The sequence below is a fragment of the Flavobacterium sp. MK4S-17 genome (assembly GCF_009848495.1).
GTDB lineage: Bacteria > Bacteroidota > Bacteroidia > Flavobacteriales > Flavobacteriaceae > Flavobacterium.
On record NZ_WWEP01000034.1, the window covers coordinates 61,682 to 79,812 of the forward strand.

Below are 18,131 nucleotides of genomic sequence, written 5' to 3' on the forward strand. Positions count from 1 at the left end.
TTATATCGCTATTTAATATTAAATATTTGTTCCAGAATTTTTATTGTTATAAGGTAGGTAGGTTTTACACCCGTGGTACCAAGGCCTCCCGAAGCTAACGTACTACCCGTTTCCAACGGGTTATCAGAGGCATAATACGCATAACGCACCTTTACATCAGGATTGATGCTTTTTCTTATTTTAGATGCCGACTGTACCGCTTTCTGGTAATAAGCTCCCTCCATTTCAAGGCCTATAACTCCCCAGGTTGATTGGTTAAAGAATTTAAGCAAATCCTTATTTTGCAATGATGTACCCAAAACAGTAACCATTGGGCCACTGTAAACAGGTATTCCCTGTCCTTCAAACATTTCGGGCTTAAGCTCATTTTCAAAAGGATAATTATCGCCTGTACCCTCATTTATGTGTGCAGAAGGAATCATAATATCCCCCTTATTGCCTTCAAGTATACCGGCTTTACCCATAATAGAAACCGATTCTACATTAACAAATGTTTTTGTACCGCTTTCCTTGTAAGGCTTCAAGAGCTCATCAATTGTTTCATAAGCCTGCTCCCCAAAAGCATAGTCCATTACAATAATAACAGGTTTGTTATCATCCTTAAGGTTTGCTGTAGGAAAGGCACTTTTTGCAAAATCAATTTTTGCCGAATCAAAAATCTGCACATCAATATTGGTACCTGATGTATCAGGCATGGCAATCATGCCGTTTTTAAGTGCATATTCCTCAACCTTGTTGCGTATTTCGTTATTACCTGACTTGCTTAGGTCTTCATAAATAATAAAATCTGCTTTATCTTTATATTTTGCTTTATGCACATAGGGTGCATATATCGAGTTCATTACACTGTGCATATTGGCACTTATAATGTGTATTGGCCTTTGCAGTAAGCCGTTTTGTTTTAAAACAGCCTTTATATTATCAGCCCAAATTTCACCGTGAATATGGTGCCCGAGCCTCTCCCTTAATATAGGGCTAAAGGTAATGGCTCTTTTTGGCCCACCAAGTGCTTCTTCAATGGCCAGTTTGCCCAGCCAGTAAATTACATGCAGGAACCTGTCCGGCGCTTCCTGTGTGGCAAAAGCATCATAAATATCGGTTACCTCGGCAAATGTGCGCCCTAAGATATTAGATACGTGCGAAATTGCCTTTTCCCTCTCAACAAGGTTCAGCTTTTTGCCTTGCAGTATAACCTGCTCAAGCTTTATCCAGTCGCGGGTAAGTTCACCGCTGTCATCCACCAGCACCCTGTTTTTAATTTTATGCGATTCAATAAAAATAAAGGTAAGGTGGGTAAGTATATCATAAATATCCGAGCGGCCACGGGTAATTTCAACATTCATCTGCTCCTCATCAATACGGTAGCAGTTACGCCTTCTTTTAGGTGGTATTATAGCCTTAAAATGCGATTTTGAATATCCCTCGTCTGACGTAAGGTTTATAAAACGGCACTCTTCAATACCGATGGGCAAACGTTCAATAACATATAAAAGCCCGTTAAGTTCGGCTTTTTCTTCGGCTATAGAGCCGTATATTTCCGGGCGTAGTGACAGTAGTGCCTCCCTTAGCGTTTCTCCCGAAACACCCATTGGCTTGTAAAAGCCCCTGTTAAACAGGTGCCTCATTGTTATGTATAAACGCTCAATGGCAGCAGACGATTCCTGTGCCCTTGTGCGTGTTATATTTTTAATTCTCTGCATTTTTCTTCTTTTCTTTTACTCCCCGCAAATGTAGGATTTATTTTTTTAGTTAAATATAGTTAAGTCTTTTACGATTTTATCAGGTTTTCCTTTTCAAGTATTTCCGCTATCTTCCTGTCATTGCTAAGGCGTGGCAGTTTGTTTTGCCCGCCCAGTTTACCGATTGATTTCATATATCCCGCAAAGCCATTTTTTACCACAGGGGTTAACACAGCGGTGCGCAGAATGTTACCTGCAATTAGGTCGTCATAATATACATTCTGGGTACGCATGGCTTTATCCAGCCTTAATGCAAAATCAGTAATGTTTTCCGGTGCTTTGTCAAACTCTATAAACCACTCATGGTAAGGCAGCCCATTGGCCGGGTTAATCTGTGGTGCTACCGTAAATTCATTCACTACTACCCCTGTACCTTCCACTGCTTCCTTTAGTGCAAGTTCCACTTCCTTGCCAATTACATGCTCGCCAAATGCCGATATATAATGCTTTATCCTGCCCGAAACTATAACCCTGTATGGGCTTAACGATGTAAACTGTACCGTATCGCCTATATTGTAGGCCCACAGCCCTGCATTTGTAGAAATAATAAGTGCATAATTTACGCCCAGTTCCACTTCGCCAATAGTGTACCTTTTGGGGTTTTCAGCAAAAAATTCATCTGCTTTTATAAATTCATAGAATATGCCTGCATCCAGCAGCAACAGCATCCCCTTTTCCTTTTGCGAATCCTGGTAGGCAAAAAAGCCTTCTGAAGCAGGAAAAAGCTCAATACTGTCAACTTTGCGCCCAATCAGGCTTTCAAATTTAGCCCTATATGGCTCATAATTTACTCCGCCATAAATAAACAGGCTGAAATTTTTAAAGATGTCGCCAATTAGCTTTCCTTCTTTTTGCTGTAATTTCTCAAAATACATCTGTACCCATGAGGGTATGCCTGAAATTACAGTCATATCTTCCTTATAGGTTTCCTCAACTATAGCATCAACTTTGGTTTCCCAATCATCAATAGTATTAGTTTCCCAGCTTGGCATGCGGTTGCGCTGCAGGTAACCCGGAACATAATGCGCCACTATACCTGACAAACGCCCGAATTTCACCCCGTTTTTCTCGTCAAGCTCAGGGCTGCCCTGCAGGAATATCATTTTGCCGTCAACAAATCCGGCATTTCCTGTTTCGTGTATATAGCTTAATATGGCATTTCGTGCCGCCTTTATGTGGTAGGGCATTGAGTCCTGCGTAAGCGGTATATATTTAGCCCCGGAAGTAGTGCCTGATGTTTTTGCAAAATACAACGGCTTGCCGGGCCATAAAATATCCTCCTGCCCCTTAACTACCTTTTCAATATAGGGACGGAGTTCTTCGTAATCCCTTACGGGTACTTTCTCTGCAAAATCAGCAAAGGTTTTAATCCCATCAAAACCGTGGTCTTTCCCAAAGGCGGTGGCAGAAGCCCTCTCTACAAGTGAGCGGAAAACCTTTTGTTGGGTTTCTACAGGGTTTTTAGCCCACTTTTGGGTTTTGTTATAAATTATTGCGGCAAATAATTTTGCTACTAATGCTTTTAATGACATTAAACGTTTATTATTTTTCAAATTTATTTTTTAGTGCTCTTTCTGTAGATACGATCAGGTAAATACAGGAAATTACCAGTAGTGCAAGGCCTGTAGCCACCATAAAAGCATAGCTTGTATCAAGCATTGTAAGTATTGCGCCAATAATGCTAAGGGCTATTCCCGCCCAACACATTTTACGTGTTGAATACTGCTGCGCAAAATCCCATCTTTCCTGGGAGCTTTTTGATGCTTTAGTCCTGTATCCGTATAAATCGTTTATTTTTTTTGGCGGCCACCTGTATTGTATAAAAGATGCTGCCAATAATAGCAATCCGGATAACAGCGGCAGGTTAACAAGATATTCCATGCTATTCAAAATCTATGTATTGCGTTGGGTTTATAGGATAACCGTCTTTCCAAAGCTCAAAGTGCAGGTGTATGCCGGTGCTTTGCGTTCCTGTGGTTCCGGCCATGGCTATAACCTCCCCCGATTTTACAACATCTCCCTGTGACTTGGTTAAGGATGCAGCATGTTTATAAACCGATATAATACCATCGCTGTGGCGCACTATAATAACATTCCCGTTTGTTGGTGTCCAGTCGGCAAATAAAACTGTACCGGCTGCTATGGTTTTAATTGGCGTGTCCTTTGCCACGGCAACATCAACCGCATAATGTTTTTCCCTGGGGTTATACTGCTCTGTAATATGGCCCTTTACCGGGGCAAAAAGCACAAGGCTTACTTTGGGCTGCGCTTTTTCCAAAAGGTTATATTTATCCTCAAGCGCAACCTCCTCCCTCAATTTTAAATCCGCTTCCGAAGGGCTCAAATCCACCGACGAAGCATCCTGTTGCTGCCCAGCATAAATACTGTCCCTGCTAAGCCTTGTGGTTTCCAGGTCGCCTGTAAGTACTTTTTTTATTGAGGCAAGGTACGCCTGGTTTGCTTCCAGTTCCCTCTGTAAAGAGTCAGACTTTATTGCGTTATCTGTAGCTTCCCTTTTTAACTTTGTGGAAGCATAGCCGGGTATATATTCCCGCAAGGGTGTAAATGCTATAATATAGGTAGTAAGGGCAATCATGACTATACTTACCGTGGTAAGGCCCACAAAAACATTCATAAGGTTAAGCCTGAGTGAAAAAATCTCATCAAAAGTATCTTCGTTCAATATAACAAGGCGGTTCTTGTTAAACAGCTTCTTTTTGATAACCTGCCTTTTAAGCCTTTTCTTTGACATTGTAAATGTTTAGTTGACAAATATACTAATACTGCCATTATTATACTACCGTGTTACCTGTGCCCGACAGTTTAAATAGTATGCAATAATTTTTATTTAACGCAAACCATATACAAATAATTGCCGTAAATAATGCATGGTAATTTAATTTATAGTTACCTTTGCTTTCTGAAACTTATTTTACTAATTTAAATACAATCGTTATGTTTCAAAAATTCGGTACCTTCGAAATAATTTTGATTGTTGTTGTTATTTTACTTCTTTTCGGAGGTAAAAAGATTCCTGAAATGATGAAAGGCCTTGGCTCCGGGATTAAGGAATTTAAAAATGCCGCAAAGGATGACAACACCGCTACTTCAAAAAAGCAGACACAGGAAGATAATAAATTATAATAGTGTATTATGTAAAGCCTCTGTTATACAGAGGCTTTTTTATTACTAACCGATTATCATGCTGATATTACTAACCGATTATCATGCTGAGCCCTATCCTTTTACGGGCTTCGTCAACCTCAACCACCTTTACGGTAACATGCTGGTGCATTTTTACCACTTCGTTTACATCGCTTACAAAGCCTTCCTTTAACTGCGATATATGAACCAGCCCGCTTTCCTTAATGCCTATATCCACAAAGCAGCCAAAATTGGTAATGTTATTTACTATGCCCGGCAAAACCATACCTGCCCTTAAATCGGACATTGACTTTACATTAGGGTCAAATTCAAAAACCTTTGCCGACTTCCTTGGGTCAATACCCGGTTTTTCAAGTTCTTTCAGTATATCCTGCAGTGCAAGTCTGCCTACATCAGGAGTAACATAGTCATCAATGTTTATCTTGGCTATGGCCTCTTTATTGGAAATAAGCCCTGCGGGTTTTAGCCCAAGGCTTTTTGCCATTTTTTCAATTACAGGATAGGCTTCCGGGTGCACCGCGGTGTTATCCAAAGGGTTTACGGCATTGGGTATGCGTATAAAAGCAGCCGCCTGCTGGTAGGCCTTCTCCCCCAGTCTTGGTACATTTTTCAATTGCTTACGGTCTTCAAAAGGGCCGTTTTCACTGCGGTAGGAAATAATATTCTCTGCCAGCTTCTCCCCTATTCCTGATACATACCCCAGCAGGGATTTGCTTGCCGTATTAATATTTACACCAACAGAGTTTACGCAACGCATAACCACTGTGTCCAGTTCATCCTTTAGCATATTCTGGTCAACATCATGCTGGTACTGCCCTACCCCTATTGCCCTGGGTTCAATTTTTACCAGCTCAGCCAAAGGGTCGCTAAGCCTGCGACCTATTGATACCGTGCCACGCACCGTAACATCATAATTAGCGAATTCCTCCCTGGCAATTTTTGATGCCGAATATACCGAAGCCCCTGCCTCGCTTACTACAAATACCTGTACCGGCTTATCAAAAGCTATCTTTTTTATAAAGGCTTCGGTTTCCCGGCTGGCAGTACCGTTGCCTATGGAAATAGCCTCTATTTTATAGGCATTTACCATAGAACGTATTTTTTTCATGGCTATACCCTGCTCGTTTTGCGGCGGGTGCGGAAAAATGGTTTCATTATATAGCAGGTCGCCTTTTTCATCAAGGCAAACAATTTTACAGCCGGTTCGGTAACCGGGGTCAATAGCAAGTATTCGTTTTTCGCCCAGCGGAGGGGCAAGCAATAACTGCTGCAGGTTTGCTGCAAATACCTGTATGGCCACAGCATCAGCTTTGGCTTTGGCTTCCTGCAAAACCTCGTTGGAAAGGGCAGGGTAAAGCAGCCTTTTATAGCTGTCATCAATCGCTTTTTTAAGGTGTATTGCAGTTTCCCTGTTATTTTTTATAACCGAATTTTCTATAAAATCAATCGCTTCATCTGCATCAATCTCAACTTTTATTTTAATTATGCCCTCGTTTTCGGCACGCAGCATGGCCAAAAGGCGGTGGGAAGGAGCCTTGGTTAAGTTTTCGCTCCAGTCCAGGTACTGCTCAAATTTTTTTGCCTTTTCCGGGTCTGCGGCTTTTACTGCTTTGGTAGTAATGGCCGCTTTGCGGCCAAAAATTTTCCGCAGCGTTTTACGGATGTATGCATTTTCATTTATCCATTCAGCTACTATATCGCGTGCGCCCTGCAAAGCCTCATCCTCATTGGCTACCTTATCATTCAGGTATTTGGATGCTATAAAATCAATATCATCGGCATTTTGAGCCATTATTATTTTCGCCAGTGGCTCCAGCCCGTTTTCGCGTGCGGTGTCGGCCTTTGTTTTCCTGCGTTTTTTAAAGGGCAGGTAAAGGTCTTCCAGTTCATTAAGGCTAAAGCTGCGGTTTATTTTTTCCTCCAGCTCAGGCGACAGCGCATTTTGTTCCTCTATGCTTTTTATAATGGCTTCCTTACGTTTTACAATAGCCTCATAAGCCTGTGCAAGTTTTGCAATCTGCTCTATAACTACCTCATCCAGATTGCCGGTGCGGTCTTTACGGTAGCGCGCTATGAAAGGTATGGTACAATCTTCATTAAGAAGTTGAAGAGTATTATCGATACTTTTAACTGACGCCGAAACCTGTTCGGCTATATATTGGGTTTGAGTCATGCTTTGTAATTATAGTTTACAAAGATAATGGGATATTTTGGTACGGATATTAGAAAAATATTTTCTTTGTAAGTAAATTAATAATCATGACCAGGCAGAAAATACTTACTCAGCTCACACAATATCACGATGCAATAGATTATTTTGACTACAGTCACGTTATTGAATGGGCGCTTAACCTTGTTGAGCAAGGCAATATTCATGACGATATACTAATGCTTGCCTCATTTTCTGAACCTATTAACAAGTTTGAAATTAAACCCTATATTAACAGGGCCTTAAAAGCAGTAGGGTTAAATGAAAAAACTAACATTGATAACGGCGAAACCATTTTGGGTTGGTTATATGTTAATGAAATTTTAGAAAACAGGTCTATTAGAAAAAATCTTTCATTTTTAGAAAGTTTATATCTTACAAGTGGTTACGAAGTTAAATTCAATGCTTTTTATAGCTTATCATATGCATGGATGGATTTTGACTACGGACAAAGTTATAGTTACGAATATCGCGAAGTAACTATAGATACTATTGAGGATTTTATAAAAAAAGAGGCTAAACTTTACATTGAAAACTATATTAATCCCATATTATAAAAACTGATGTGAAGCTAAAAATCCGCTCTTTCAAGCGGATTTTTTATTACTTCACAATCCTGAATAGTACAGGATAAAAGTTTTTAATGGTGCCTTTATTGATGCGTATGGCTGTAATTATAGGGTAAATAAAATTAAGGATGCTTATACCCAACAGTCCCAACAGCATTTCATTAAACGGAATACTATAATGCATTATCTTGCCAAATACTGCCACAAGCAATATTCCGTAGGTTAGTATGGTATAAATTATTTGGAAATTAATAATGTTGCGGCCCTGCTGCTGTACCAAAAGTATTTTATCCCTCTTATTAAGCCATAGTATTAGTGGTAATATAATGTTACCTAACGGCACTACGCAAAAGCTTATAACTGAAAGATGCAGGAACATAAGGTAGCTTTTGTCTTCGGTTTTTCCATAATTAAGTATATCCTCTATATTTATACCTAATGCAGTACAAATACCATTTAACGAATTACCTCGTGGTTCGGTTTCATCCTTTTCTATGCGTTGCAGGGTACGCAGGTTTATGCCTGCGGTTTCAGCTACTGCCTCCTGTGTAAGCCCTTTTTGTTTCCTGATTTCCATAATTTTTTTACCAATAGTCTCCATACTTTTTTGTTTTAAGATTATAGGTACAAAATTACCCCTGCTGTACAGCTTATGATAGCGGTTTTGCTACGGCATTTTTACGGCATTTGTGCCTAAGTACTTTAAATAAAGGTATTTCAGGTAAAAAATTTAATCCTGCATAATTAATCGGAATCATTGGTAAAGTAAATCCTCAATAAAGATATCAGCATGGTATCTTATCCACCCTGTTTTGGTGGCGGCCGCCTTCAAATTCGGTATTTAAAAAAATATCTACCATATCAACCGCCTGCTGTATAGCCGTAAAACGGGCGGGGATGCTTATAATATTAGCATTATTATGCTGGCGCGCCAGCGCCGAAATTTCTTTTGTCCAGCAAAGCGCTGCTCGCACTTTCTGGTGCTTGTTAACAGTAATGGCAACACCGTTGCCGCTTCCGCATATTACAATACCAAAATCGGCGTTTCCGGTTTCAATATCCTTCGCCACAGGGTGAGCAAAATCAGGGTAGTCCACACTGTCAAAAGTGTCGGTTCCGTGATTGATAACCTCATGTCCTTTGTCCTCAAGGTATTTAACTATTGCTTTTTTATAATCCGGGCCTGCGTGGTCGTTGCCTATAGAAATTTTCATGATAGTAATGTTATGTTGTTGTGCCGGCAAAGGTAATGCAAAAGCAGCAAAAATGATTCTGCCTTGTGCGTGATGTTATTGCCTTATTTCCAGTTTTTTACCTATTAATGGCTTTATAATATAGCAATATAAATGTTAAAATACAGCAATGTTTATAAATTTTAAACTGTGTTAAAAATAAAGGGTTTACAAATTGACACTTATTGTTAATAATTACGCAACTAAAAAGTAAAATTTTTTGATGGAGGTAACAATTTTTTTACATACAGAAACAGGAATGAAATATGCAACAATTTTTTTGTTGAATTTGTTTTGAATTTATGAAACCTTTAACAAGGGTTATTAACAACTATTAACATTACTATTTATCAAATAAACCACTGCAATTTGCATAATTAACCAATGTTAATAACCTATACATTAAATACCTGATATAACTCAAAAACAAATGTTTACATTTATTTAACATTGTTAACTACATTGTATAAAATTGTATAAACAGAGATATGAAATTTATCTTTAAAAGTTATCCGCATTATTAACACGCCATAATCATCATCATAAATTTAAATTTTTAAAAAATCTTCTTTTTATGTTTTTAACAATGTTGAAAAACTTTATGGTGCTTAAACAATTTTGAGGTTATTTTCCTCCTGGAAATTACGTAGTATTTCCTGTACTGTTTCCAGGTCATTTTGGTGTACTTTCAGTTTTATGCCTCCCAGTGCCAGCGAGTACATAGGAGCTACCGATGTTATAGTTTCGTTTTCAAAGTAAAAACGCAGCCCCGTGCCTTCCAGCAGGTGCTTTAAAATTGTTATTTCATGCGGGTAATTAAATACGGCAGCAGTAACAAATTTTTCCATGTTTATACGCTTATAGTCATAAAGATAGCAAATTTACAGATGATGCAGTGTGTAAAGTTTATGTAAGAAAAGTTATTATTTATTTAAAATACAGATTTATTCAAGGAGTTATTCGTAATTTTCAGCGATATTATATTGAAAAATAGATTTATGAGTAAAAGAAACGGGAAACCGAAAGCGAAGAAAGACAAAGATTTTTCTAAAAAAATATTCAAGATACTTTCCAAAGACCCAAATAAATCCTTTAATTATAAGCAGATAGCGGCAGCATTAGAACTTACTGATACACAAAGCCGTAACGAAATAATTAAGGAACTGAAATACCTTGCCTCAAAGGAAAAGATTGAAGAAACAGACAGGGGTAAATACAGGGTTATAGCCAAAGCAGATTATGTGGAAGGTACTATTGATATGACCAGCCGTAAAACAGCTTATTTTGTTTCGAATGAGTTGGAGGATGATATTTTTATACCTACCGGAAATCTTAATAAGGCCCTGGATGGCGATAAGGTTAAAATATATATATATAACCGCAGGAGGGGGAGAAGGCCCGAAGGTGAAGTTGTTGAAATACTGGAAAGGGCTAAAACAGATTTTGTTGGCGTGATAGATATACAAAAGAATTTTGCTTTTGTATCTACAGCCAACCCTAAAATGTATACCGATATTTTTATCCCTAAGGATAAAATGGGCAATGCCCAGAACGGCGATGTGGTACTGGTTAAAATTGAAGACTGGCCGGCCAAAGCTGACAGCCCTTTTGGTGAAGTGCTGCGGGTGCTGGGCAGGCCCGGCGAGCATGATACCGAAATGCACGCCATACTCGCCGAATATGGACTTCCATATGATTTCCCGGTGGATGTTGAAGTATTTGCACAAAAGCTGGATACAAGCATTCAGGAAGATGAAATTGCAAGGCGCAGGGATATGAGGGATGTACTTACATTTACCATTGACCCCCGCGACGCTAAAGATTTTGACGATGCCTTATCTTTCAAGAAGCTGGAAAACGGCCATTATGAAATAGGGATACATATTGCCGATGTTTCGCATTATGTGCAGGAGGGCACCATACTGGATGAGGAAGCCTATAACAGGGCAACTTCCGTTTACTTGGTGGACAGGGTAGTGCCTATGCTTCCTGAAGTGCTTTCCAATTTTGCCTGTTCGCTAAGGCCACAGGAGGAAAAATATACTTTTTCGGCTGTATTTGAGCTGAATGACAAAGCAGATGTGGTAAACAAATGGTTTGGCCGCACCGTTATTTATTCTGACCAGCGTTTTGCTTATGAGGAAGCGCAGCATATTATAGAATCAAAAGGTAATTCAATACCTGCTGAAATATCATTAACAGGCAATGAATATACTGTGGGCAATGAACTGAAGGATGCAGTATTAAAATTAGATGAACTGGCAAAAATAATGCGCCGTAAAAGGCTTGCCAACGGTGCAATTTTTTTTGATAAGGTAGAGGTAAAATTTGTACTTAATGAGCAGGCAGAACCTGTGGGCGTGTATTTTAAGGAAGCGAAAGATTCCAACCACCTTATAGAAGAATTTATGCTTCTTGCCAACCGTAAGGTGGCAGAGTTTATAGGTAAGCAAAATAAAACCTTTGTGTATCGTATACATGAGGAACCGGATATGGATAAACTTATGAACCTGCAATCTGTAATATCCAAATTTGGCTACAGCCTTAATTTCAGGAATAAGGACAGTATATCAAAATCCCTTAATAATCTTATGAATGAGGTGCATGGCAAGAAAGAGCAAAACCTTGTTGATACGCTTACTATCCGCAGTATGAGCAAAGCACGCTACTCTACCCAGAATATAGGGCATTACGGGCTTGCTTTTGATTATTATTCTCACTTTACATCGCCTATCAGGCGTTATCCCGATGTAATGGCCCACCGCTTGCTGCAGCATTATCTTGATGGAGGAAAATCTGCCGACGAAGAAACGTATGAAGAAAAATGCGCCCATTCATCGGATATGGAATATATGGCAGCACAGGCTGAAAGGGACAGTATAAAATATATGCAGGTTAAATATATGATTGACCATCAGGATGAGGAATTCCTTGGGGTGATTTCCGGTGTTACTGAATGGGGTATATATGTGGAAATAGTTTCCAACAAATGCGAAGGTATGTGCCGAATCAGGGAAATTAAAGATGATTACTACACGTTTGATGAAAAGCAATATGCCCTTGTAGGCGAGGTAACGCACAATATATTACAGCTTGGAGACGAAGTATATGTAAAGGTTAAAAATGCCGACCTGGTTAAAAAACAGCTTGATTTTACCTTTTTAGGCAAAGCCGATAATAAAGAACAATAGTATTTAGTTAATGGTATAATTATTTAAAACTAAAATCAGAGTATTATGAAGAAAGTTTTTTTTATAGCTTTTGTGCTATTATGCCAGCTGTCCATTGCACAGGATGTTACCCAAAAACTTGGTGATTTCAGGGCTGTAAGGGTTTTTGACCAGATTGAGGTACTGATAGTAAAATCTAATGAAAACAGGATAGAAATAAAAGGTTCAAGGGCTCAGGATGTTGAAGTAGTACAAAAAAGCGATGAGCTTAAAATAAGGATGAAGTTTACCAAGCTTCTTCAGGGTGAAGATGTTAGCGTTACACTGTACTGCAATAAAGACCTTGAAAGGGTAGAGGCAAGTGAAGGTGCTTATGTATCTTCTGAAGATACTTTTAAGGCAGTAGCTTTTGAAATTAATGCCAAGGAAGCAGCACATATTAAACTTAACCTACAGGCAGGCAGGCTTAAATCAAAGGTATCTTCCGGTGCCGAAGTTATAGTAAATGGTAAAGCTGATAACCATACTGCAAAAGTTAATTCGGGTGGCTCATTAAAGGCTCAGGAGCTTGTTACAACACAAACCGAAATTAATATTAGTGCCGGTGGTGAAGCCAGTGTTTATGCAACTGAATTTGCAGATGCTAAAACTACTGCCGGGGGTACTATAAACATTTATGGCAATCCTGAACAGGTAAATAAAAAAACTGTAATAGGTGGTAATATAAACATAATCAAATAGCCTTTTTTATAATAAAAATATAAATGATAACTTGCAATTTCTTAACAGGAATTGATGATTGACGATATTTTTGCAGCTGTACCCATAGGTTTTATACTTAGTATAATGCCTGGTGCAGTTTTTTTTGTACTGTTGGAAACCAGTGTTATAAAAGGTTTTAAGGCTGCCCTTGCTTTTGACCTTGGCGCCATTTTATCGGATATTATATTTATACTTATTGCCTATTTCAGCAGTTACCAATTGCTTGAAAAAATTAAGGATGAGCCGGCATTGTTTATATTTGGTGGTATAATAATGCTTATGTATGGCATTATATCCTTATTTAAGCTTAGCCGTACCACAAAAAATGAAATTGTTGATGATGCCTCTAAAGATATTATCCGTAAAGATTATTTAAGCCTTTTTATTAAAGGTTTCCTGCTTAATTTTATAAATATAGGTGTATTGGGCTTTTGGCTGGCAATAGTAATTACATGGGGGCCGCAGCTTGATTTGGAACCTTCCAGGATATTTATATTTTTTACCGCTATTATTGTTACCTACATATTGCTGGATATCTGTAAAATAATGCTGGCTAAGCAGTTAAGAAGCAAACTGACGGTAAGGAATATAATGAAAATAAAAAAGGGTATAAGTATCATCCTTATAATTTTCGGTATAGCGTTACTTATACAGGGCTGGTTTCCAAAAGAAGGAAAGCTTGTACAATCGGCTATTGAAAAACTTGAAAATGAATAACTAAGTATAAAAGATAAAAATAAAAAAGCACCTTATTAAAGGTGCTTTTTTTTATGAGGCATCGAGCGGATTCGAACCGCTGTACGAGGTTTTGCAGACCTCTGCCTAGCCACTCGGCCACGATGCCCTGTTAAGTTAGGTTGGCAAATTTACATATATTTTGCAGTAACGCAAGAAAATTATTTGCAAAATTATTATTTCATATCATTCTCTTCATATTTTTGTTAGCGTTTTTTTAACTTTAATTTAACATGAGAAAGATAAAGCATTTAAAGCCAATATTAAATTTCATTATAGCAGGTTTAATAATAACCACATTTAGCAGGCTGGTACTTTTGTTTATTTTTCAGGACAGGATAAATGATACAGATAACTACTGGCATATATTTCCTATTGGGTTAAGGTTTGATATTATACTTTTATGCTATCTATCTTTTTTGCCTTTCCTGCTGTTTACTTTCCTGCCCGACAGGTTTATTAAGTGCATTACACCTTTTACAAATTTTTACTTTATCCTTTTACTCTCACTATTGCTATTAATGGAGCTTTCCAGCCCTGATTTTATCAGGCAGTATGATACAAGGCCCAACCGTTTGTTTCTTGATTACCTTATTTACCCTAAAGAAGTAGCAGGAACTTTATTTAAAAGTTATCTACCTTCTATAATTGCTACTATAGTTATAATGGCGGGCTTTATAGCTATGCTTGTAAAATTCAGGAAAAAGCTATTCAGGCCATTCCCGGTATATTATAAAACAAGGCTTTTAATGTTTCCTGTAGCCGGCTTTTTATTATTTTTTGGTGCCAGGTCAAGCCTTGTATCCAAAAGGCCTATAAACGCCAGTAATGCTGTTTTTTCATACGACCAGCTAACTAATTGTATAGGGTTAAACTCGTTATATACTGTTGCATTTGCTGCCTATTCCTTAAAGCATGAGGACAATGCAGCTAAAATGTATGGCAAAATGGATACGGAAGAGGCTTATGCCAGGGTAAAAAAATATATGACAGCCCTGCCGCAGGACTTTACCAATCCTGAACTGCCGCTGCTTCATATACAAAAACCAGATAGCATAGCCGATAAGAAATATAATATTGTAATTTTTTTACAGGAAAGCCTTGGTGCGGAATATGTAGGCTGCCTTGGCGGTTATCCTTTAACCCCTGAACTTGATACACTTGCAAAACAGGGGTTGCTTTTTACAAACCTGTATTGTACCGGTACGCGGAGTGTGAGGGGTATAGAGGCTGTGGTAACAGGTTTCCTGCCTTCACCTTCAGAAAGTGTTGTTAAGCTCAGTAAATCGCAATCAGGATTTTTTACACTGGCAGATTTAATGAAAAGCAAAGGCTATGAAACCAGCTTTATATATGGGGGTATGTCTAATTTTGATAATATGGCATCCTTTTTTAACGGTAACGGTTTCAGCAATATCATAGATGAAGAGGATTTTGAAGAGGACGGCAAAAAATATGCCCTTAAAGGCACATGGGGTTACAGTGATGAGGACCTTGCCGTTAAAGCCAATGATTACTTTAAAAAACAGGGGGATAAACCTTTCTTTTCTTTAATGTTTTCAACCTCAAACCATGAACCTTTCGAATTTCCCGATAACAGGATAAAGCTATATGAGCAGCCAAAAAAAACAGTTAAGAATGCCATGAAATATGCAGATTTTTCTATTGGTAAGTTTTTTGACCTTGCACGTAAGGAAGCATATTTTAAAAATACTATTTTCCTTGTTATAGCCGACCATAATACAAGAACTTACGGTAAAAACCTTGTGCCAATAAATAAGTTCCATATACCTGCGCTTGTAATAGGCCCGGGAATACCAAAGGGTGAAAAATATACCGGGCTGTGCAGCCAGATTGATATTCCGCCTACTTTGCTGGAGTTAGCGGATGTTGTAGCTGAAACCCCTATGCCGGGCCGTAATTTGTTTGATAAAAGAAAAAACTTAAAAGGGCGCGCCATAATGCAGTTTCACAACACCAATGCGTTCAGGGTAGGGGATAAGGTAGTTATCATGCAGCCCAATAAAAAGCCGCAGCAGTTCAGGATGAAAAATGATACTGTTTTAGTACCCGAAGCGGTTAACAAAGAACTGGCTAAAGATGCACTTGCCCATGTAATAGCAGCATCAGATTTATATAAAAAAGGAAAATACAGGCTGGATAATAAAAAAAGGAAGCAGTAACGCTTCCTTTTTTTATGTCCTGTATTCTTCAATCTGTACAGTTACAGCCTCTACATCGCCACCAATTGGCGGATTAAGCTTTGATACGGCAACCTGTATGCGCGATACGGCAGGTATCTCATCAAATATCCTTTTAATAATGCGCTCGGCCACATGCTCCAAAAGTTTGGCACGTATAGCCATTTCACCGGTTACAATACTGTTTAAATGCACATAATCAACAGTATCGGCAAGTTCATCACTATGTCTTGCTTTTCTCAGGTCGGTTTTTATTTCAAGGTCAACACTATAATCAGATCCTATCTTTGCTTCTTCTTCAAGGCAGCCGTGATAGGAAAAAGTACGTATGTTTTTTAATTTTATAATTCCCATAATGGTTGTTTGGATATTACTGTAAAATTAAGCAATAAATACGTTTTAGCCTGTTTTAATTAATATGAAATGGCATAATTTAATCTGCAACTTTTTAAATACCTTTGCACTTCATTTATTTACAGTAATATGTCTAACGAAGAGCGATCACTCAATTTCATTGAACTTATTATAGAAGAAGACCTGGCAAAAGGAATGCCTAAGGAAGCATTGCGCTTCCGTTTCCCGCCGGAGCCTAACGGTTACCTGCATATTGGGCATGCCAGTTCCATATGCCTTAATTTTGGGCTTGGGCTAAGGTATAATGCACCTGTAAACCTGCGTTTTGATGATACCAACCCTGCCAAGGAAGAACAGGAATATGTAGATGCCATTAAGCGCGATGTGGAATGGCTGGGCTTTCAATGGGATAAAGAACTGTATGCATCAGATTATTTCCAGGAATTATATGAATGGGCTATTGATTTTATAAAAAGGGGGCTTGCCTATGTTGACAGTCAGTCATCTGAAGAAATGGCAAAGCAGAAAGGAACCCCGACACAACCGGGAACCAACAGCCCTTACAGGGACAGGCCTGTTGAGGAAAACCTGGAGCTATTTGAAAAAATGAAGAATGGCGGGTTTCCGGAAGGAAGCCATGTACTGCGCGCAAAAATTAATATGGCATCATCCAACATGCTGATGCGCGACCCTATTATGTACAGGGTTTTACATAAACACCACCACCGTACCGGTGATAATTGGCATATATACCCAATGTATGACTGGGCACATGGCGAAAGCGATTACCTGGAGCAGGTTTCACACTCTTTATGTACCCTGGAGTTTGCCATGCACAGGGAATTGTATGACTGGTTTTTAGACCAGATATATGACAGCAGCCTTGTGCGCCCTAAACAGCGTGAATTTGCACGCAGGAACCTTAGCCATACTGTAGTAAGTAAAAGGAAGTTACTGCAATTGGTTCAGGAAGGGTATGTTTCAGGTTGGGATGACCCCCGAATGTCAACCATATCAGGTTTAAGGCGCAGGGGTTATACACCTGCATCAATCAGGAATTTTGCCGACACAATTGGTATTGCTAAAAGGACAAACCTAATTGATGTTTCACTTCTTGAATTTTGTGTAAGGGAAGACCTGAATAAAACCGCCCCGCGGGTTATGGCAGTGCTTGACCCTGTGAAATTGGTTATTGACAATTATCCTGAAGGTAAAGTTGAATGGCTTGATGCTGAAAATAATCCTGAAGATGAAGCGGCAGGTTTCAGGAAAGTGCCTTTTTCCAAAGAGTTATACATTGAAAGGGATGATTTTATGGAAAATGCCAACAGCAAATACTTCCGTTTAACTTTAGGTAAGGAAGTGCGCCTTAAAAATGCTTACATTATTAAAGGTGAGAGTGTTGTAAAGGACGCTGAAGGCAACATTACCGAAATTCATTGTACTTATGATGCTGACAGCCGCAGCGGAAGCGGCACCGAAGCAAGTATGCGTAAAATAAAAGGAACAATACACTGGGTATCTATTGAGCATGCCTTAGAAGCAGAAATTAGGGTGTATGACAGGCTGTTTACACATGAAAACCCTGACGGCGATAAGGATGTTGATTTTAAACAATATATCAATCCCGATTCATTGCAAATAATCAATGGATACCTTGAGCCAAGCCTTAAAGATGCAATAGCAGGGGAGAGGTTCCAGTTCCAGAGGCTGGGATATTTTTGTGTTGACCCTGACTCAACAGCCGGAAAACTTGTTTTTAATAAAACGGTTGGGCTGCGCGATACCTGGGCAAAGATTGAAAGTAAAGAATAGCAGTATAAATTTTAATAATGAAACCCCGGTATTATACCGGGGTTTTTCTATTATTGAGTTTACTGATATTATATATGTTTTCTATAATTCCAGGCTATTAATAATGGCTTGCATACAGGCTTTATATTATAATATTTTTTTGTAGGAATAAGTCAGCAGGGTTAATGGTTAAAAAATACA

General features: G+C 38.8%; 16 protein-coding genes and 1 tRNA gene. 7 read left to right on the plus strand and 10 right to left on the minus strand.

The features are described 5' to 3' along the window. Positions 1-8: 8 nt before the first annotated feature. From GSF09_RS11130 to GSF09_RS11145, 4 genes are all read right to left on the minus strand, one after another. Positions 9-1,700, minus strand: a complete 1,692-nt coding sequence (locus GSF09_RS11130) for a hypothetical protein (protein ID WP_159801384.1) — start codon at positions 1,698-1,700, stop codon at positions 9-11. A 68-nt stretch (positions 1,701-1,768) separates the two neighbouring features. After that, positions 1,769-3,271: a GH3 auxin-responsive promoter family protein gene (locus GSF09_RS11135; protein ID WP_159801386.1), complete on the minus strand. Its 1,503-nt coding sequence runs from the start codon at positions 3,269-3,271 to the stop codon at positions 1,769-1,771. A gap of 10 nt (positions 3,272-3,281) precedes the next feature. Further along, positions 3,282-3,620, minus strand: a complete 339-nt coding sequence (locus GSF09_RS11140; RefSeq protein WP_159801388.1) for an SdpI family protein — start codon at positions 3,618-3,620, stop codon at positions 3,282-3,284. A gap of 1 nt (position 3,621) precedes the next feature. Next, the gene (locus GSF09_RS11145) at positions 3,622-4,491 is read right to left on the minus strand and encodes a M23 family metallopeptidase (protein WP_159801390.1); all 870 of its coding nucleotides are present in this window, start codon (positions 4,489-4,491) and stop codon (positions 3,622-3,624) included. A gap of 203 nt (positions 4,492-4,694) precedes the next feature. On the opposite strand from GSF09_RS11145, the gene GSF09_RS11150 reads away from it, so the two are divergent. Continuing rightward, a complete protein-coding gene (locus GSF09_RS11150; RefSeq protein WP_159801392.1) occupies positions 4,695-4,883 on the plus strand; it encodes a twin-arginine translocase TatA/TatE family subunit in 189 nt (62 codons plus the stop codon). Positions 4,884-4,953: 70 nt separating this feature from the next. On the opposite strand, the gene GSF09_RS11155 is transcribed toward GSF09_RS11150, so the two are convergent. Beyond that, positions 4,954-7,077: a Tex family protein gene (locus GSF09_RS11155; protein WP_159801394.1), complete on the minus strand. Its 2,124-nt coding sequence runs from the start codon at positions 7,075-7,077 to the stop codon at positions 4,954-4,956. An 86-nt stretch (positions 7,078-7,163) separates the two neighbouring features. On the opposite strand from GSF09_RS11155, the gene GSF09_RS11160 reads away from it, so the two are divergent. Next, entirely contained in the window at positions 7,164-7,670 is a 507-nt protein-coding gene (locus tag GSF09_RS11160; protein WP_159801396.1) for a hypothetical protein, read from the plus strand. 46 nt (positions 7,671-7,716) lie between these two features. On the opposite strand, the gene GSF09_RS11165 is transcribed toward GSF09_RS11160, so the two are convergent. The 3 genes from GSF09_RS11165 to GSF09_RS11175 form a co-directional block, all read right to left on the minus strand. Beyond that, entirely contained in the window at positions 7,717-8,283 is a 567-nt protein-coding gene (locus tag GSF09_RS11165; protein ID WP_159801398.1) for a helix-turn-helix domain-containing protein, read from the minus strand. A gap of 184 nt (positions 8,284-8,467) precedes the next feature. Then, positions 8,468-8,896 (minus strand): ribose 5-phosphate isomerase B, encoded by a 429-nt coding sequence (rpiB, locus tag GSF09_RS11170; protein ID WP_159801400.1) that lies wholly within the window; start codon positions 8,894-8,896, stop codon positions 8,468-8,470. A gap of 626 nt (positions 8,897-9,522) precedes the next feature. After that, positions 9,523-9,762 (minus strand): DUF2007 domain-containing protein, encoded by a 240-nt coding sequence (locus GSF09_RS11175; RefSeq protein ID WP_159801402.1) that lies wholly within the window; start codon positions 9,760-9,762, stop codon positions 9,523-9,525. Positions 9,763-9,912: 150 nt separating this feature from the next. Between GSF09_RS11175 and rnr the strand changes: the two genes are divergently transcribed. The 3 genes from rnr to GSF09_RS11190 are packed head-to-tail and all read left to right on the plus strand — an operon-like array spanning position 9,913 to position 13,563. Continuing rightward, positions 9,913-12,105, plus strand: coding sequence for a ribonuclease R (gene rnr, locus GSF09_RS11180; RefSeq protein WP_159801404.1), 2,193 nt, complete (start codon positions 9,913-9,915; stop codon positions 12,103-12,105). 45 nt (positions 12,106-12,150) lie between these two features. After that, positions 12,151-12,825: a head GIN domain-containing protein gene (locus tag GSF09_RS11185; protein ID WP_159801406.1), complete on the plus strand. Its 675-nt coding sequence runs from the start codon at positions 12,151-12,153 to the stop codon at positions 12,823-12,825. Between the two features lie 54 nt (positions 12,826-12,879). Then, positions 12,880-13,563: a LysE family translocator gene (locus tag GSF09_RS11190; RefSeq protein WP_159801408.1), complete on the plus strand. Its 684-nt coding sequence runs from the start codon at positions 12,880-12,882 to the stop codon at positions 13,561-13,563. A gap of 56 nt (positions 13,564-13,619) precedes the next feature. On the opposite strand, the gene GSF09_RS11195 is transcribed toward GSF09_RS11190, so the two are convergent. Then, positions 13,620-13,690: transfer RNA gene (locus GSF09_RS11195), tRNA-Cys, on the minus strand. 124 nt (positions 13,691-13,814) lie between these two features. Between GSF09_RS11195 and GSF09_RS11200 the strand changes: the two genes are divergently transcribed. After that, positions 13,815-15,764, plus strand: coding sequence for an LTA synthase family protein (locus GSF09_RS11200; protein WP_159801410.1), 1,950 nt, complete (start codon positions 13,815-13,817; stop codon positions 15,762-15,764). A 12-nt stretch (positions 15,765-15,776) separates the two neighbouring features. Here the strand turns inward: GSF09_RS11200 and folB are convergent, their stop codons facing one another. Next, on the minus strand, positions 15,777-16,136 hold the full coding sequence (gene folB / locus GSF09_RS11205) for a dihydroneopterin aldolase (RefSeq protein ID WP_159801412.1): 360 nt from the start codon (positions 16,134-16,136) through the stop codon (positions 15,777-15,779). Positions 16,137-16,265: 129 nt separating this feature from the next. On the opposite strand from folB, the gene GSF09_RS11210 reads away from it, so the two are divergent. Beyond that, positions 16,266-17,951, plus strand: a complete 1,686-nt coding sequence (locus GSF09_RS11210) for a glutamine--tRNA ligase/YqeY domain fusion protein (protein ID WP_159801414.1) — start codon at positions 16,266-16,268, stop codon at positions 17,949-17,951. Positions 17,952-18,131 lie beyond the last annotated feature (180 nt).

What these genes read in the sequence shown, in the direction of transcription:
- GSF09_RS11130 (WP_159801384.1), bottom strand. Translation starts at nt 1,700, where the DNA reads ATGCAGAGAATTAAAAATATAACACGCACAAGGGCACAGGAATCGTCT.
- GSF09_RS11135 (WP_159801386.1), bottom strand. Translation starts at nt 3,271, where the DNA reads ATGTCATTAAAAGCATTAGTAGCAAAATTATTTGCCGCAATAATTTAT.
- GSF09_RS11140 (WP_159801388.1), bottom strand. Translation starts at nt 3,620, where the DNA reads ATGGAATATCTTGTTAACCTGCCGCTGTTATCCGGATTGCTATTATTG.
- GSF09_RS11145 (WP_159801390.1), bottom strand. Translation starts at nt 4,491, where the DNA reads ATGTCAAAGAAAAGGCTTAAAAGGCAGGTTATCAAAAAGAAGCTGTTT.
- GSF09_RS11150 (WP_159801392.1), top strand. Translation starts at nt 4,695, where the DNA reads ATGTTTCAAAAATTCGGTACCTTCGAAATAATTTTGATTGTTGTTGTT.
- GSF09_RS11155 (WP_159801394.1), bottom strand. Translation starts at nt 7,077, where the DNA reads ATGACTCAAACCCAATATATAGCCGAACAGGTTTCGGCGTCAGTTAAA.
- GSF09_RS11160 (WP_159801396.1), top strand. Translation starts at nt 7,164, where the DNA reads ATGACCAGGCAGAAAATACTTACTCAGCTCACACAATATCACGATGCA.
- GSF09_RS11165 (WP_159801398.1), bottom strand. Translation starts at nt 8,283, where the DNA reads ATGGAGACTATTGGTAAAAAAATTATGGAAATCAGGAAACAAAAAGGG.
- rpiB (WP_159801400.1), bottom strand. Translation starts at nt 8,896, where the DNA reads ATGAAAATTTCTATAGGCAACGACCACGCAGGCCCGGATTATAAAAAA.
- GSF09_RS11175 (WP_159801402.1), bottom strand. Translation starts at nt 9,762, where the DNA reads ATGGAAAAATTTGTTACTGCTGCCGTATTTAATTACCCGCATGAAATA.
- rnr (WP_159801404.1), top strand. Translation starts at nt 9,913, where the DNA reads ATGAGTAAAAGAAACGGGAAACCGAAAGCGAAGAAAGACAAAGATTTT.
- GSF09_RS11185 (WP_159801406.1), top strand. Translation starts at nt 12,151, where the DNA reads ATGAAGAAAGTTTTTTTTATAGCTTTTGTGCTATTATGCCAGCTGTCC.
- GSF09_RS11190 (WP_159801408.1), top strand. Translation starts at nt 12,880, where the DNA reads ATGATTGACGATATTTTTGCAGCTGTACCCATAGGTTTTATACTTAGT.
- GSF09_RS11200 (WP_159801410.1), top strand. Translation starts at nt 13,815, where the DNA reads ATGAGAAAGATAAAGCATTTAAAGCCAATATTAAATTTCATTATAGCA.
- folB (WP_159801412.1), bottom strand. Translation starts at nt 16,136, where the DNA reads ATGGGAATTATAAAATTAAAAAACATACGTACTTTTTCCTATCACGGC.
- GSF09_RS11210 (WP_159801414.1), top strand. Translation starts at nt 16,266, where the DNA reads ATGTCTAACGAAGAGCGATCACTCAATTTCATTGAACTTATTATAGAA.